The 16,996-nt window shown below is 67.9% G+C and carries 1 pseudogene; it reads right to left on the reverse strand.

The window, feature by feature from the left end:
* Positions 1 to 13: 13 nt before the first annotated feature.
* Positions 14 to 16,892, reverse strand: a pseudogene (locus FPB55_RS04075) (BapA/Bap/LapF family large adhesin).
* Positions 16,893 to 16,996: the final 104 nt, after the last annotated feature.

Here is a 16,996-nt window from a genome sequence, read left to right on the forward strand (position 1 = left end):
GTTTGCCGCGGCCTCAGACGACGTGAATGCCGTTCTGTACCCACAGGTGGTGGCTCGGGTCCTCCTGGGCAGTGTATTGGTTATAGTCGATCCCGTTGGCGGTCTGGTTGCCGACCAGGTTCCAGTTGTCAGTCATGTGCACCGAGTCATGGTTGTCGCCCTTGATGATCAACGTGTCGGTGCCGGTTTCAGTGATGGCCACCACGTCGGCCAGGTTGAGTGTCAGGGCCACCGCGCTGGTGTCGTTGAGGTCGATGGCCTCGATGCCATGCACGCGGCCGACCAGGTTGCCCAGGTCGATGCTGACATCGCCGCCACCCCATTGCAGGGTGTCGGTACCCGTGCCACCGTCGACGCTGGCGAAGTTCTGGTCGACGATCACCAGGGTGTCGTCACCGGCACCACCTTCAAGCGTGATGTGCCCGCCCTGGCTGCCCACCAGGTGGTCGTTGCCGTCGCTGCCAGCAACCACATCGCTGACAGCGGCGACACTGGCCAGGGCGACTGCCTCTTCACCGCTGTCGGCCATCAGCGACGTGGTGCTGACCAGGCCAGCGGCATTGTCCAGGTTGATGGTCAATGTTGCCGTGTCGGTACTGCCGTTAGGGTGGGTCAGCTCGTAGGTGAAGGTATCGTGCTGGCCGACCGCTGCGGCGCTGACCCCCGAGTTGAGGGTGTAGGTGTAGCTGCCATCGGCCTGCACCAGCAAGGTGCCATAGGTGCCCGCCACGCTCACCCCGTTGTAGCCGGGTATGGTGTAGGTGTTGGCTGCGGTCAGTACGCTCAGCACGGTCAGTGCCGAACCCAGGGTATCGTCCGCCAGCAGGTTGCCGGTGGCCGCCGTGGCGCCACTGACCACGAACTCGTTCAGGTGCGTGGTGGTGGCATTGACACTGGTGGTGATCGAGCTGGCCAGGCCAATGCCGCCGGCGGTCACCCGTACGTGGTAGGTGCCGGCGCCCTGGTTCTGGAAGGTATACCCTGCGCCCCCGCCCAACAGGCTGATCAACGAGCCACCGCCTACCGATTGCACCAGCACGTACTGGCCCGTGGCCGGGTTGAGCTTGAGCAGTTCCAGGGTGGTGCCGTTGAGCAGGCTCAGCAGGTTGGCGGAATTGAGTACCACTTGCAGGTTAGCCGTGGTATCGGCAGCCACTGTAGTGGTGTAAGTGGCCTGGCGGCTGCCAATCAGCGGGAGGGTCAACGAGCCCAGCGTACTGCTGCTGGTGTCTACCCGGTTGGCCAGGGTGAGGTTGCTGAAGCCTACGTCGTTGACTGCGTCAAGTACCGTGGCTGGCGCCGCGTAGTTACTGTCGCTCCAGACTTCCGTGGCTTGTGGGCTATCGATGCGCACATACAAATTGGCGCTGTCGGACAGGCCGTTGGGGTGCACCAGCTGGTAGCTGAACACATCCACTTTGCCGACGCTGGCGGGGCTGCCGTTTGGCGTGTAGGTGTAGCTGCCGTCGCCGCGGATCACCAGCGTGCCGTACAGGCCTTGCACCGTGGTGGCACTGCCGGCCGAGACGTAGCTGCCCCCTTTGAGCACCTGCAGCACCGCGGCGCTGTCCGGGCCCCGCGCATCCACCACGCCATCGGTGCCCACGTCGGTGATGACGTTGCCAGAGGTGGCTGTGCCAGTACCGGTGAACTCGGTCAGGCTGGTGGAGGTGATATCCAGCGAGGTGCTGACATTGGTGATCAGGCCAATGCCGCCGCTGCCCACCGTCAGGCGGTAATCGCCCGCCTGCAGCACCCCGATGTCGACTCGCAGGCCTTGGCCCAACGGCAACAGGATCAGGTCCAGCAAGCCCTGGCTGTTACCGGTGGCCAGCGTGACCCAGGTTCCGCTGGCATTCTTCACCTGCAGGGTGAAGGTGGTGTTGTCCAGCAGGGCCAGTGCACTGCTGGTGGTCAGGGTCAGCGTGGGGTCGGCCGTGGTGCCGGCGGCTACCGTCCAGGTGTAGGTCTTGGTGAACCCCGCCAACAGGGTGGTGAAGCTGTCGGTGTAGGTCCTGCTGGCGGTGACCGCGGCCAGGTCGACCGTCGCCGTGGCGAGGTTATCGCTGGCGATGACCGGGGCGTTGGCATCCACATCCGGCGCAGTGATGCTGGCGTTGCCCGACACGTTGCCGCGTGGGTCGCTCAGTGTCACCGCAAGCACCTGCCCGTTGTCCTGAGGGGGGCTCAGGGTCACGGTAAAGCTGCCATCGGCTTGCACGGTGGCGGTTTGCAGCACGGTGCCGCTGGCGCTGCGCACGGTCACCGTGGCGCCCACTTCACCGGTACCGGTCAGGGTGCTGCCGTCGGCACTGATCGCCAGGTTGGCGGCCGCAGCCGGCGGGGTCAGGTCCGGGGCGGTCAGTGCGGTACCGGTAGACTCATTGCCGGCACTGTCGGTGAGCGTGACGCTGAGTGCCTGGTTGTCGATCTGCGCGGCATTCAGGCTGACCACGAACAGGCCGGTGCTGCCCACGGTTGCCGTCCCCAGCACGGTCCCGGCACTGTTGCGCACGGTAACCGTGCTGCCAACCTGGCCAGAGCCGCTGACCATTGTGCCGTTGGTATTGATGGTGGCCAGCGGCGCCGCCGGCGGGGTGGTGTCCGGGGCGTTGAGGTTGACGCTGCTGGACAGGTTGCCCGCAGCGTCCGCCTGGCGCACCACCAGCAATTGCCCGTCGTTCTGTGGCGTGGTCAGGGTGATGCTGAAGGTGCCGTCGGCTTGCACCACGCCACTGCCCACCGATCCGTTGGCGCCTTGCACGGTGACGGTGGCGCCAGCTTCACCATTACCGGTCACCACGGTACCTGCGCCGTTGATGGTGACATTGGTCGGTAGCGCAGGCGGTTGCAGGTCGGCAGCGGTGTAGCGGGTGCTGCCGGACGTATTGCCCGCAACGTCGGCCTGGCTCACCGCCAAAACCTGGCCATTGAGCTGCGCGGCGTTGAGGTTGACGGCGTACACGCCACCGCCATTGACCACGGCGCTGCCGAGCACGTTGCCACCGGCATCGCGCACGGTCACCGTGGCACCGGCCTCGCCGGTACCGCTCAGCACCAGGCCGTTGGTCGACAGGCTGGTCACCAGCGGGTCGGATGGTGCGGTGGTATCGGCTGCCTGCAAGAAGGTGGGTTGCGACTCGCCGCCCACCAGGGCCACGGCGGTGACCTGCAGGTACTCGCCGTTGAGCTGCGCCGAGTTGAGCGTCAGCGTAAAGGTACCGTTCAATGTCGCGCCACCGGTACCGATCAGGTTGCCTGCGGCATCGTACACACGGATGCCGACGCCGCTGGGCGCGTTACCTGACAAGGTCAGGCCGTCGCTGCCCAGCGTCACGTTGGTCGGCGGTACTGGCGGAGCCACCAGCGGTGTGACATAGGTCGCCACCGCCGACGTATTGATGCCGTCGGACTGCGTGATGGCCAGCGTTGCCAGCGAGCCTGCTGCCGGCGTCAGGGTGATCTGGAAGTTGCCAGCGGCGTCTACCGTCCCAGTGCCTAGCACGCTGCCGCCCAGGCTGACGGTGACCGTGGCATTGGCCTCGCCCTTGCCGGTGAGCACGTTGAAGGTGTTGTTGATTGCCAGGTTGGTCACCAGGTCAGGTGGCGAGGTGTCGTTGGCCTGGTAGGGCGCAGCAACCGAGACGTTGCCGGCGTCATCGGTAGACACCACGCTGAGCAACTGGCCATTGTTCTGCGCCGGGCTGATGGGCACGGTGAAGCGCCCGTCGGCACCGACCTCCACCTGGCCCACGAGGGTGTTGTCCGGGCCACGCACGGTGATCAGCGTGCCGGCCTCGGCAGTGCCGGTCATCGATGTGCCGGCCGGGTTGAGCAGCAAGTCGCTTGGCTGCACCGGTGCGGTCAGGTCGGGGGCGCTCAGCTCCAGGGGGGCCGACGGGTTGCCGGTGGCGTCCTGGGCAATGATGGTCAGCGTTTCGCCGTTGATTTGAGGCTGGCTCAAATCGAGGACGAAGGTGCCATCCAGGTCGACCGTCACCTGGCCCAGCAGGTCACCGTTGTTGTTTATCACCGTGACCCGGGTACCGGCCTCGGCGGTGCCGATCAATTGGGTACCGCTGTCGTTGATGCTGGCAATGACGATGGCCGGCGGCGTTACGTCGACTGCCGTGACGGTACTGATCGGCGACACGTTGTCACTGGCGTCGGTGAGGGTTACCTGCACCTGCTGGCCATTGAGCTGGGCGGTGTCCAGGCCGACGCTGAAGGTGCCGTCGGCAGCGACCGTGGTGGTGCCGATTTGCGTTGTACCCACATAGACGCGCACCGTGGTACCCGCTTCGCCAACCCCGGTCAGCACATCGCCTGCCGCATTGAGCCGCAACTCGGTTGCAGCCGCGGGGGGCGTGAAGTCCGGCGCCTGCACGCTGACGGGCGCGCTGACGTTGCCGGGCGGATCGGCCTGCAGTACCGACAGCACCTGGTTGTCGATTTGTGCAGGCGACAACACGACGCTGAAGCTGCCGTCGGCCAGCACCGTAGCGGTTCCCAGTACGCTACCGGCGGCGTTGCTCACGATCACGGTGGCGCCGGCCTCACCCAGGCCAGTGACCACACTGCCGTCGGCGTTGATCGCCACCTGGGTGAGCGGGGCAGGTGGGGTGAAGTCCGGGGTCTGCAGGGTCGCTGCTGCCGACACGTTACCGGCGGCGTCGGCCTGGGTGAAGCTGAGCAGCTCGGCATTGCCCAGTGCCGGGTCCAGGGTAATGGTGAAGTGCCCGCTGGCATCGACGATGGCGCTGCCGATCGGCGCGCCGCTCGGGTCGGTCACGGTGACCTCGGCGCCGACTTCGCCGCGGCCGGTCAGGGTGACACCATCGCCGGAAACCGCCAGGTCGCTCGGCGCCGCAGGTGGTGTAGTGTCTGGCGCGGTGATGGTGCTGGCGGCCGACTGGTTGCCGGCCGCATCGGTCAGAAGCACCTGTAGCGGCTGACCGTTGGCTTGCGGCGAGGCGAGCACGACCTGGAAGCTGCCGTCGGCGCGCACTACGGCCGTGCCCAGCACGCTGCCATCGGCAGCCATTACCCACACGCTGGCGCCGGCCTCGCCGCTACCGTTGAGCAGGCTGCCGCCCCCGGCGAATGCCAGGTCTGCGGCGGCATCCGGTGCCACGCGATCGGGGGCAGTGATGCTCACGCTGTTGGACTCGTTGCCGGCCGCATCGGCCTGGCTGGCGCTGAGCTGTTCGCCGTTGAGCTGCACGCTGCCCAGGGTGGCGCTGAAGTTGCCATTGGCATCGACCACTGCCGTGCCCAGGTCGATACCGCCTTCACCGACCACGGTAACGGTGGCGCCTGGTTCGCCGCGCCCGGTCAGGACCAGGCCGTCGCTGGACAGCACCAGGTTGCTGAGCGGTTGTGGCGCCGTAGTGTCCGGCGCCTGCAAGGTGGCCGGCAGCGACAGGCTGCCATCGCTGGCCATTGCGCTCACATGCAGCACTTCGCCATTGGCCTGGGCACTGCCCAGGTTGGGTGAAGGTGCCGTCGTTGGCGACCGGGCTGCTGCCTAACACCGCGCCGTTGGGGCCGTAAACAGTGACCGTGCTGCCCGCTGTAGCGGTGCCGGTGACCGATAGACCGTCTGCAGCCAGCACCAGGTTGTCTGGCGCGGCGGGGGCCAGAATGCCTGGCGCAGTCACGTTTTGCTCAGGCGAGGCGTTTTGCGCGGCATCGGTTTGCACCACGGCCAGGCGTTCACCGGTGAGCGCCGCAGGTGACAAGGCCACGCTGAAGCTGCCATCGGCGGCCACGGTTGCGGTACCCAGTATGGTCGCGTCCGGGGCGCGTACGGTGACCGTCGCACCAGCTTCGCCCTGGCCGGTAAGGGTCGCGCCGTCGGCAGACACCGCCAGGTTACTGACCGCCGCGGGCGGCGTGGTATCGGCGGCCGTGTACGGCGCCGCTGGCGATACATTGCCCGCCGCATCGGTGGCGGTTACCTGCAGGGTCTGGCCGTTGGTCTGGGCACTGTTCAACGTGACCTGGAAAGTGCCATTGCTGCTGGCCACCGCGCTGCCCAGCACACTGCCGCCGGCATCGCGCACGGTCACGGTGCTGCCGGCTTCGGCGTTACCGGTCAGTTGCAGCCCGGTCGCCGACAGGGCCAGTGCCGTGGGTGCTGCTGGCGGGGTGAAGTCCGGTGCGGTCACCGCCACGGCGCTGGAGGTGTTGTTGCCGGCATCGGTCTGGGTCACGCTCAGTTGCTGGGCGTTGAGCTGGGCAGTGGTCAAGGTCAGGCTGAAGCTGCCGTTGGCCGCGACCAGGCCGGTGCCGATGATGGTGCCGTCAGGCCCGCGCACGGTCACGCTGGCGCCGGCTTCGCCCAGGCCACTGAGGGTCAGGCCGTTGTTGTTCAGCACCACATTGGTCAGCGGTGCAGGCGGGGTCAGGTCTGGCGTGGCCACGTTCACCGCTGGCGAGGTATTGCCGGCGGCGTCCACTTGCGTCACACCAATGGCCTGGCCGCTGTTTTGCGGCGTGTCGAACGTCACGGTGAAGCGGCCATCGGCGCCCACCGTGGCGCTACCCAGCACGGTCCCGGCGGCATTGCTGACCTGTACCGTAGCGCCCACTTCACCGCTACCGGAAAGCTGCCTGCCGTCGGCACTGAGCAGCGGGTCGGCAATGGCGGCAGGTGGCGTGCGATCCGGGGTAGCCAGGCTGGCGGGGCCAGATACGTTGCCTGCGGCATCACTGAGGGTGACCTGCAGCGGGCTGCCGCTGACTTGCGCGCTGGGCAGGGTGATCTGGAACTGGCCGCTTTGGTTGACGGTGCCGGTAGCTAAGATGGCGCCACTGGCATCGCGCACAGTGACACTGGCACCGGCTTCGCCCTGGCCGCTGACCACGGTGGCGGCAGCGTTCAGGCTGAGGTTGCTGGCGGCGGCTGGGGCCTGCAGGTCGGGTGCCTGCAGGCTGGCGGCCAGCGACACGTTACCCGCAGCATCGGCCTGGGTGACGATCAGGTTCTGGCCGTTGGCCGCCGCCGGCGACAGAGTGATGCTGTACAGGCCATTGCTGCCGACCACGCCGCTACCCAGCACATTCCCCTGGGCGTCGGTGACCCGCACGTTGGCACCCACTTCGCCTTGGCCGGTCAGCGTGCTGCCGGTGCGGTCGATGGTGGCGCTCGGGGCTTCTGGTGCAGTGGTGTCGTTGGCGACCACGGTGGCCGGTACCGAGGGCTGGCCGTCGGCGCCGATCCGCGCGCTGACCTGCAAGGTCTGTGCGTTGAGCTGGGCGTTGCTGAAGAACACCCGGAAGACACCATCGCTGCCCACCGTCGCCGTGCCCAGCGTGGTGCCGGCGGATGTCACGGTGATCAACGCGCCCACCGTGCCGGTGCCCGTCAGCACGAAGCCGTCGGCGCTGATGGCCAGGTCCGCCGGGGTGGCCACTTCGCTGCCGGTCGGGCCAGTCAGGGTCACACCGTCGGATTCATTGCCGGCCGGGTCGATGACCACCACGCTGACCTCTTCGCCAGCGGCCAGCGGCGGGTCGACCGGCACCACGAAGGTACCATCCGGCCCTGCGGTGGTGGTGCCACGGTCACTGTTGTCCGGGTTGCGGATGACCACGGTGCTGCCCGGCTCTGCAGTGCCGCCGACGCTGCTGCCGTCGGGGCTCACAGTCACGCCGCTGGCAGCTTCCGGGTCGGTGGTGTCGGGTGCGGTAACGGTAACCGGTGCCGAGCTGTTGCCCGCCGGGTCGGTGACGATCACGGTCACGCTTTCGCCGTTGTTCTGCGGGGTTGGCAGTGGCACGTTGAAGCTGCCGTCGGGGTTCACTTCAACCGTGGTTTCCACGCCTGCGCCGTCACGCACCGTCACGGTATCAGCGCCCGGTGCATTGCCGCTGACCGTGCTGCCGTCTTCGCTGACCACCACCCCGGTGGGCAAGGCCGGCGGGGTGAGGTCGGGTGCAGTGATCGGGGTGCTGTCGGAGACATTGCCCGCCACATCGGTCAAGGTCACCTGCAGCGCCTGGCCATCGAGCTGGGCCGGGCTGACCGCGACAGTGAAGCTGCCGCCAACCGGCACCACCACGCTGCCCAGCAGGACGCCGGCGGCGTTGCGTACCTCGACGGTGCTGCCTGCTTCGCCCGTACCCTGAACGGTGTCGCCGCCCGCGCTTATGGTCAAGCCACCCGGTGCTTGCGGTGCGGTGCTGTCGTCGGCAGTGAACGCCACGGATGGCGACGTGTTGCCGCCAGCATCGACCACTACCACCGACACGGTTTCGCCGTTGGTCTGGGCGGGGGCCAGGGGCACGCTGAAGCTGCCGTCCTCTTCCACCTGCGCGGAGCCCAGCAGGTCGCCAGCGCCGTTGCGCACCTGCACGGTACTGCCTGGTTCGGCCTGGCCGGTGAGTGCCGTGCCCGTGCCATTGATACCCAGGCCTTCAGCGGCTACCGGGGCTTCCAGATCCGGCGCGGTGACGCTGCCGGCGGTGGAGGTATTGCCGGTCGCGTCCGCCTGGGTGACGGCCAAGGTCTGGCCATTGAGCTGCGGTGGGTCGATGGTCACCTGGAAGCTGCCGTCCGTTTGTACGGTGGCAGTGCCCAGCACGGCGCCGCCGGCGCCGGTCACGGTTACCTGCGCCCCCGGCTCGCCGCTACCGCTCAGGCTGCCACCGTCACCCGCCAGTACCAGGCCGGTGGGTGTGTCGGGGGCCTGGGTATCCGGTGCCGACAGATCGACCGCGGTCGACAGGTTGCCACTGGCGTCGCGCTGCTCGACGGTCAGGGCCTGACCGTTGGTTTGCGGGGTATCGAGGCTGATTTCGAACGCACCACCGGCGCCTACCACGATGCTGCCCAGTACGCTGCCGTCCGGCCCGCGTACGGTCACGGTCGCACCCGGTTCACCGTTGCCGGTGACCATGACGCCGTCGCCATCGATGGCCGGGTTGGTCACTGCTTGCGGCGGGGTACTGTCTGGTGCGGTGAAGTCCACTGGCCCGGCACTGTTGCCTTGGCTGTCGGTGGCTTCCACGGTCAGGCTTTCGCCATTGCGCTGCGGTGCGTTGAGGGTGACGTCGAAGCGCCCGTCCCCGCCCACGGTGGCGGTCCCCAGTACATTGCCGTCGGCATCGCGCACGGTGACCAGCGAGCCGCTCTGGCCCTGGCCGGTGAGGTGGATGCCGGCGCTGTCGATGGCCAGCGCCGACGGTTGCAGCGGGCCATCCAGGTCAGGTGCGATGACAGTAGCGGTCGAACTGTTGCCTGCGGCGTCACGCAGCACCACGTCCAGCTCCTGGCCATCGGTTTGCGCCGGGTTCAGGACCACGCTGATCACGCCATCGGCGCCCACCTGGGCATTACCCAGTACGTTGCCCTGGGCGTCCACCACCTGCACGCGGGTGCCGGGTTCGCCACGGCCGGTCAATACGCTGCCATCGTTGCTCAGTTGCAACTCGCTGGCCTCGTTGGGCGGGGTGATGTCCGGTGCGCTGATCTGGGTCGGCAGTGAGCTGTTGCCATCCGCGTCGATGGCTACCACATCCAGCAGCTCGCCGTTCGCCTGGGCAGGGCTGAGGGGGATGTTGAAGCTGCCGTCGTTGCCGACTTGCACGCTACCCAGCACACCGCCTTGGGCATCCCGCACTTCCACCAGGCTGCCAGCCGGGGCCGTACCACTGATGGCGCTGCCATCGGCAGCTACCACCAGCCCCGTCGGGCTGTCCGGCACGGCAATGGCCGGTACGGTGACCGTCAGGGCAACCGAAGGGTTGCCGGCGGCATCGGTCTGTTGCAAGGCAATGGCGTCGCCTGCGGCCAGTGGGCTGTCGAGGTCGATCAGGAAGGTGCCATTCGCTGCGACCACCCCGGTGCCGATCACGTTGCCATTGCCATCCCGGATTTCAACCGTGGCACCCGCTTCACCACGGCCGGAAACGACCAGGCTGCCAGCACCCAGCACCACATTGCTGATAATGCCGGGCGGGGTGATGTCCGGGGTTACGTAGCTCAACGGCAGCGAGGTGTTGCCTGCGGCGTCGGTCACCCGCACGCTGACGGTTTCGCCATTGGCCTGCGCCGGGTCGAGGGTGAGGCTGAAACTGCCATCCGCTTCGGCGAGGGTACTGCCGATCACGTTGCCAGCAGCGTCGCGTACCTCTACCCGGGTACCGGCCTCGGCATTGCCGGTCAGGCTGACGCCATCGACCAGCGCCAGGTCGGTGGGTTGCAGTGGCGCCACCTGATCCGGTGCGGTCAGCGGGCTTGGGCTGGACACGTTGCCAGCGGCATCGGTCAAGGTCACTTGCAGTGACGAGCCATCCACCACCGGGGTGGGCAGGGTAACGTTGAAACTGCCGTCCTGCTGCACGGTGCCGCTGGCCAGCAGTTGGCCTTGGTCGTTGCGTACCTCTACGGTGGTGCCGGCTTCGCCGCGGCCGGACACGGTGCGGCCGTCATTGCTGATCGCCAGGTTGGTGGCCGGCTCTGGTGGCGTGGTGTCGCCGCCGTTGTCGATGACCGGTGCGGTAAGGGTGCCGGCCTGCGAGGCATTGCCGGCTGCGTCGGTGGCAACCACTTGCAACTGTTCTCCCGCCACCTGGGCAGGGCTAAGGGTGATTTCAAACGCACCACTGGCGCCCACCACCACAGTGCCAAGTACGGTGCTGCCATCGGCCGCCAGCACGCGCACGGTGCTGCCAGGTTCGGCACGGCCGCTGACGGCGGTACCGTCGGCGGTAATGGCCAGTTCGCTAGGCGCCACCGGTGGCGTGATGTCTGGTGCGCTGACCTGTACCGGCAGCGAAGAAGTGCCGTTGTTGTCGATGGCTACCACATCCAGCAGTTGGCCATTGGCCTGGGCCGGGTTGAGGACCACGGTGAAGGTGCCTTCAGCGCCGACCACCACGCTACCGATCAGCGCACCCTCGGCATCATGCACTTCCACGCGGCTGCCCACGGGGGCCGAGCCACTGACGCTGGTACCGTCTTCGGCGACCACCAGGTCGCTTGGGCTGAGCGGTACGGTTACCAGCGGCACGTCATAGTCCAGGGCCAGCGAGGCGTTGCCGCTCGGGTCGGTCTGGACCAGGCTCAGGCGTTCACCCGGCAACGCGGGCGGGTCGAGGTCGAGCAGGAAGGTGCCGTTCGCGGTCACCACGCCGCTGCCGATCAGGGTGCCGTTGGCGTCGCGCACCTGCACGGTAGCGCCGGCTTCGCCACGCCCGCTCAAGGCCAGGCCATCGGCGCCGACCACGATATCGCTGACCTGCGCCGGGGCAGTGGTGTCTGGCGCCTGGTACTGCAGTGGCGAGGAAATGTTGCCGGCAGCATCCACCAGGCGAATGTCCAGCACTTCGCCATTGGCCTGTGCTGGGGTCAGGGTCACGCTGAACGTGCCGTCGTCGTTGACCTGAGCGCTGCCCAGCAGGGTGCCCGCGGCATTGCGCACCTGCACGCTGGCGCCTGGCTCGCCGCTACCGCTGAGGGTGACGCCGTCGACCAGCGCCAGACCGGTGGGCTGCGCGGGCGCCTGCAGGTCCGGTGTTACCACCGACGCAGGGGCGGAGGCATTGCCGGCGGCGTCGGTCAGCACCACTTGCAAGGTGCTGCCGTCCTTGACTGCAGGTTCCAGGGCCAGGGTGAAGCTGCCATCCGGGTTGACCGTGCCATTTGCCAGCACGTTGCCCTGGGCGTCGCGCACTTGCACGCTGGCACCGGCTTCACCGCGGCCGCTGAGCTGGGCACCGGCCAGGCCGACAAGCAGGTTGGTGGCGGCTTCCGGTGGCGTGTTGTCGCCACCGTCAATGTCTGGTGCGGTGACGGTGCCGGCCGTGGAAGCATTGCCGGCGGCATCGGTAGCGGTAACTTGCAGCACCTCGCCGTTCAACTGGGCGGGGTCCAGGGTAATGCTGAAGCTGCCGGTGGCACCGACTACCGCGGTGCCAAGCACAGTGGTGCCATCGGCCGCCAGCACGCGTACGGTGCTGCCAACTTCTGCGCGGCCGGTGACCACGCTGCCGTCGGCGCTGATTACCAGCTCGCTGGGGGTGACCGGTGGGGTGATGTCCGGTGCGGAGACCTGGGCTGGAAGGGACGAAGCACCGCTGCCATCGATGGCCACTACCTCCAGCAGTTCGCCATTGGCCTGGGCCGGGTTGAGAATGACCGTGAAGGTGCCGTCCTGGCCAACCTGCACACTGCCAACCAGCGTTCCGTCGGCGCCGTAGACCTCCACGCGGCTGCCGGCCGGCGCGGCGCCGCTGATGCTGCTGCCATCTTCGGCGACTATCAAGTCGCTCGGGCTGGCAGGGGCAGGGGTGACCGGCACCTCGAACTGCAGCGCTTCGGAGGTATTACCGCTCGGGTCGGTTTGCACCAGGCTCAACTGAGCGCCGGGCTGCGCGCCGGGATTCAGGTCGATCAGGAAAACGCCATTGGCAGCGACCACGCCGCTGCCGATCACGGTGCCGTCGGCGTCGCGCACTTCAACGGTGGCGCCGGCTTCGCCACGCCCACTCAACGCCAGGCCATCGGCGCCGACCACGATGTCGCTCACAGCCGCCGGTGGCGTGGTGTCGGGTGCGGTGAATGCCAGCGGCATCGAGCTGTTGCCGGCAGCATCGACCAGGCGCACATCCAGGGCTTCGCCATTGGCCTGGGCAGGTGACAAGGACAGGCTGAACGCCCCGTCCGCACCGACCACGCCGCTACCGATCACGGTGCCATCCGCATTGCGCACCTGCACGGTGGCGCCAGGTTCGCCACGGCCAGTGAAGGTGACGCCATCGGCCAGGGCCAGGTCGGTCGGCTGGGCCGGGGCCTGCAGGTCCGGTGCGGTGACCGTGCCAGGTTGCGAAACGTTGCCGGCAGCGTCGGTCAGGGTCACTTGCAGGGCGCTGCCGTCGTCGACGGCCGGGCTCAGGGTGAGGACGAAGCTGCCATCCGGGTTGACCGTGCCGTTGGCCAGCACATTACCTTGGGCGTCACGCACCTCCACGCGGGTGCCGGGTTCGCCGCGACCGCTCAGCTGGCCGCCGGCCAGGCCGATCACCAGGTCTGTGGGTGCCAGTGGTGCTGTGTTGTCGCCACCGTCAATGTCTGGGGCGGTGACGGTGCCGGCCGCAGAAGCGTTGCCGGCATTATCGGTAGCGGTAACTTGCAGCACCTCGCCGTTTACCTGGGCGGGGTCGAGGGTGATGCTGAAGCTGCCGGTGGCACCGACTACCGCGGTGCCAAGCACCGTGGTGCCGTCGGCCGCCAGCACGCGTACGGTGCTGCCGGCTTCGGCGCGGCCGGTGAGCACGCTGCCGTCGGCGCTGATCACCAGCTCGCTGGGGGTGACCGGTGGGGTGATGTCCGGTGCGGAGATCTGGGCTGGCAGGGACGAAGCACCGCTGCCATCAATGGCCACCACGTCCAGCAGTTCGCCATTGGCCTGGGCGGGTTCGAGGGTGACGGTGAAGCTGCCATCGTCGCCTGCAACCCCACTGCCAAGCAGCGTGCCATTGGCATCATGGACCTCCACGCGGGTGCCGGCCGGCGCGGTGCCGCTGATGCTGCTGCCATCTTCGGCAACCACCAGGTCGCTGGGGCTGGCGGGCGCAGGCGTGGTCGGCACTGCGAACTCCAAGGCCTCGGAGGCATTGCCACTCGGGTCGGTCTGCACCAGGCTCAGTTGCGCGCCGGGCTGCACGGCCGGTTCGAGGTCGATCAGGAAGGTACCGTTAGCGCTGACCACGCCGCTGCCGATCACGGTGCCGTCGGCATCTCGCACTTCAACGGTGGCGCCGGCTTCACCACGCCCACTCAGTGCCAGGCCGTCGGCGCCGACCACGATGTTGCTTACGGCAGCCGGTGGCGTGGTGTCGGGTGCGGTGAATTCCAGCGGTGTCGAGCTGTTACCAGCAGCATCGACCAGGCGCACATCCAGGGCCTCGCCATTGGCCTGGGCAGGTGACAAGGACAGGCTGAACGCCCCGTCCGCACCGACCACGCCGCTGCCGATAAGGGTGCCAGCCGCGTCGCGCACCTGCACGGTGGCGCCGGGCTCGCCGCGGCCATTGAAAGTGACCCCACCAAGCAGGGCCAATTCGGTTGGCGGCGCAGGTGGCTGCAGGTCGGGTGAGGTGACCGAGCCGTGGGGCGACTGGTTGCCGGCAGCATCGGTCAGGGTCACTTGCAGGGCAGTGCCGTCGTTCACCGGCGGGTCCAGGGTGATGGTGAAGCTGCCGTCGGCACCTACGCTGCCGGTGGCCAGGATATTCCCGGCCGCATCACGGACTTGCACGCTGGCGCCCGGTTCGCCACGCCCGCTCAGCTGGCTTCCGGCCAGCGCTATGGCCAGGTCGGTCGGCGCTGCTGGTGGCGTGGTATCGACCCCATCAAGGTCCGGCGCGGTCACCGCGCTGGTGGCTGAGGTGTTGCCCGCCGCATCGGTGGCGGTGGCTTGCAGCACTTCACCGTCGGTTTGTGGTGGGGCCAGCTCGATGCTGAACGCCCCGGTCGGGCCGACCACGGCGCTGCCCAGCTCGGTACCATCGGCAGCCACGATGCGCACGGTGCTGCCGGGTTCGGCGCGGCCGGTGATCACGCTGCCGTCGGCACTGACGGCCAGCTCGGCAGGTGCCGCGGGTGCCGTGATATCGGGCGCGGTGATCTGGGTGGGCACGGAGGACACGCCCTCGGCATCGAGGGCCAGTACGTTCAGCAGTTCGCCGTTGGCCTGGGCAGGGGTGAGCTCGATACTGAAGCTGCCGTCGGCGTTGGCTACGGCGCTGCCAATCAGCGTGCCGCTGGCATCGCGTACTTCCACTCGGCTGCCGGCAGGGGCGCTGCCCGTGAGGGTAGTGCCATCGGCATCGATGGCCAGCCCGCTGGGGCTGGCCGGGGCAGTGGTGAGGGGTACATCGTACTCGACGGCCACCGAAGCATTGCCGCTGGGGTCCACTTGCAGCAGGGTCAGCTGGTCGCCGGGTTGCACGGCCGGGTCGAGGTCGATCAGGAAGGTGCCGTTGGCCGTGACCACGCCACGACCCAGCAGGTTGCCGTCGGCATCCCGCACTTCCACAGAAGCCCCGGCTTCACCATGGCCACTGAGGCGGGTGCCGCCCGCACCGACCAGGATATCGCTGACGGCATCCGGCGCAGTAATGTCCGGGGCGTTGAATTGCAGGGGGGGCGAGCTGTTGCCGGCGGCGTCGACCAGGCGTACGTCAAGCGCTTCACCGTTGGCCTGGGCAGGGGACAGGCTGAGGCTGAACGTTCCGTCCTGGTTGACCACGGCCGAGCCGAGCAGGTTACCGGCAGCGTCGCGCACCTGTACGGTAGCCCCCGGTTCGCCGCGGCCGGTGAAGGTCACCCCGTCCGCCAGTGTCAGGTCGGTGGGCTGTGCCGGTGGCAGCAGGTCGGGTGACGTCACTGCGCCTGGCTGCGACACGTTGCCGGCAGCGTCGGTGAGGGTGACTTGCAGGGTGCTGCCATCCTTGACGGCCGGGTCCAGGCTAATGACGAAGGTGCCATCCGCGCCGACGGTGCCGGTCGCGATGACCGTGCCTGCGGCATCACGCACCTGCACGGTGCTGCCGGCTTCGCCACGGCCGCTGAGCTGGCTGCCGGCCAGGCCGATGGCCAGGTCGCTGGGTGCTTGCGGTGGGGTGGTGTCGCCGCCGTCGACGCTCGGCGCGGTCACCGAACTGGCGGTAGAGGTGTTGCCAGCTGCGTCGGTGGCCGTGGCTTGCAGTGTTTGGCCATCCACTTGCGCCGGGCTGAGGTTAATGCTGAATACGCCCGTGGCGCCGACCACTGCGGTGCCCAGCTGGCTGCCGTCGGCGGCGAGGATACGTATGGTGCTGCCGGGTTCGGCACGGCCAGTGAGTACCGTACCGTCCTGGCTGACCACCAGTGCGCTCGGTGCAGCCGGGGCGGTGATATCCGGGGCTGTGAACACCAAGGGTGTCGAGCTGTTGCCGGCGGCATCTACCTGGCGTATGTCCAGGGCTTCACCGTTGGCTTGTGCGGGGGAAAGCGTGAGGCTGAAAGTGCCGTCGGCGTTGACCACGCCGCTGCCAATCAGGTTACCGGCAGTATCGCGCACCTGCAAGGTGGCACCCGGCTCGCCGCGACCGCTGAGGGTAACGCCATTGGCAAGGGCCAGGTCACTCGGCTGGTCAGGGGCCGTGGTGTCGGGCGTGTCGATATCTGGCGCGTTGATGCTGGCCGGCGGTGAAACATTGCCGGCGGCGTCGCTGGCACTGACCTCCAGGGCCTGACCACCGGTTTGCGCAGGTTGCAGGGTGATGCTGAACTGGCCGTCGGCGCCGGCTACGGCAGTGCCCAGCACTGCGCCGTCGGCCCCGCGTACGGTTACCGTCGAGCCGGCTTCGGCACGGCCGGTCAGGCGCAGGCCATCGGGCGATACCAGCAGGTCGATGGGCGTGGCCGGTGGGGTGGTGTCCGGGTCGGCGCCACCCCCGCCACCGCCACCCCCGCTGCCGGCCGCCGCCGCCGCACCGCCGGCACCGAGCAGGCTGAGCCCGGCAATCGCCCAGGTAGGCATGGCGCTGCCAGCGGTACCCAGGCCTGCAACCAGCTCATCCAGGGAGTTTACGTCTTCGAAGGTGAAGCCCTCGAATGCCGCCGCATTGTACTGGGCGTGCCACAGGGTGCCGTCCTCGCCAACGAAGACAATGTCGCTGCCGACACCGGCCTGGTCCACTGCGAAGAAATTGCCGATGGTGATTTTTTCCCCGGACTTCAGGGTGAGGACCAAGTCCTGCCCGCGCTGGGTGACGGTGGCCAGCTGATCGGGAGCCACGGGCATCTGCACGACGCCTGGCCCTTTGAGATTGATATTGCCCCAGGCGCTCTGAGTGGCGACTTCAGTTTGCTTATCGGCGACGACGATGTTGTCCATGGATGCTCCCTGCTGGTGTCCGGATCCCCCAGCCCGTTATCGGGCTACAACCGCAGTAACAGGACCCGTGCAGGGGTGTTACGCACAGCCTCGACCAGGCAGCC

This window comes from Pseudomonas sp. BJP69 (assembly GCF_007633355.1).
Lineage (GTDB): Bacteria > Pseudomonadota > Gammaproteobacteria > Pseudomonadales > Pseudomonadaceae > Aquipseudomonas > Aquipseudomonas juntendi.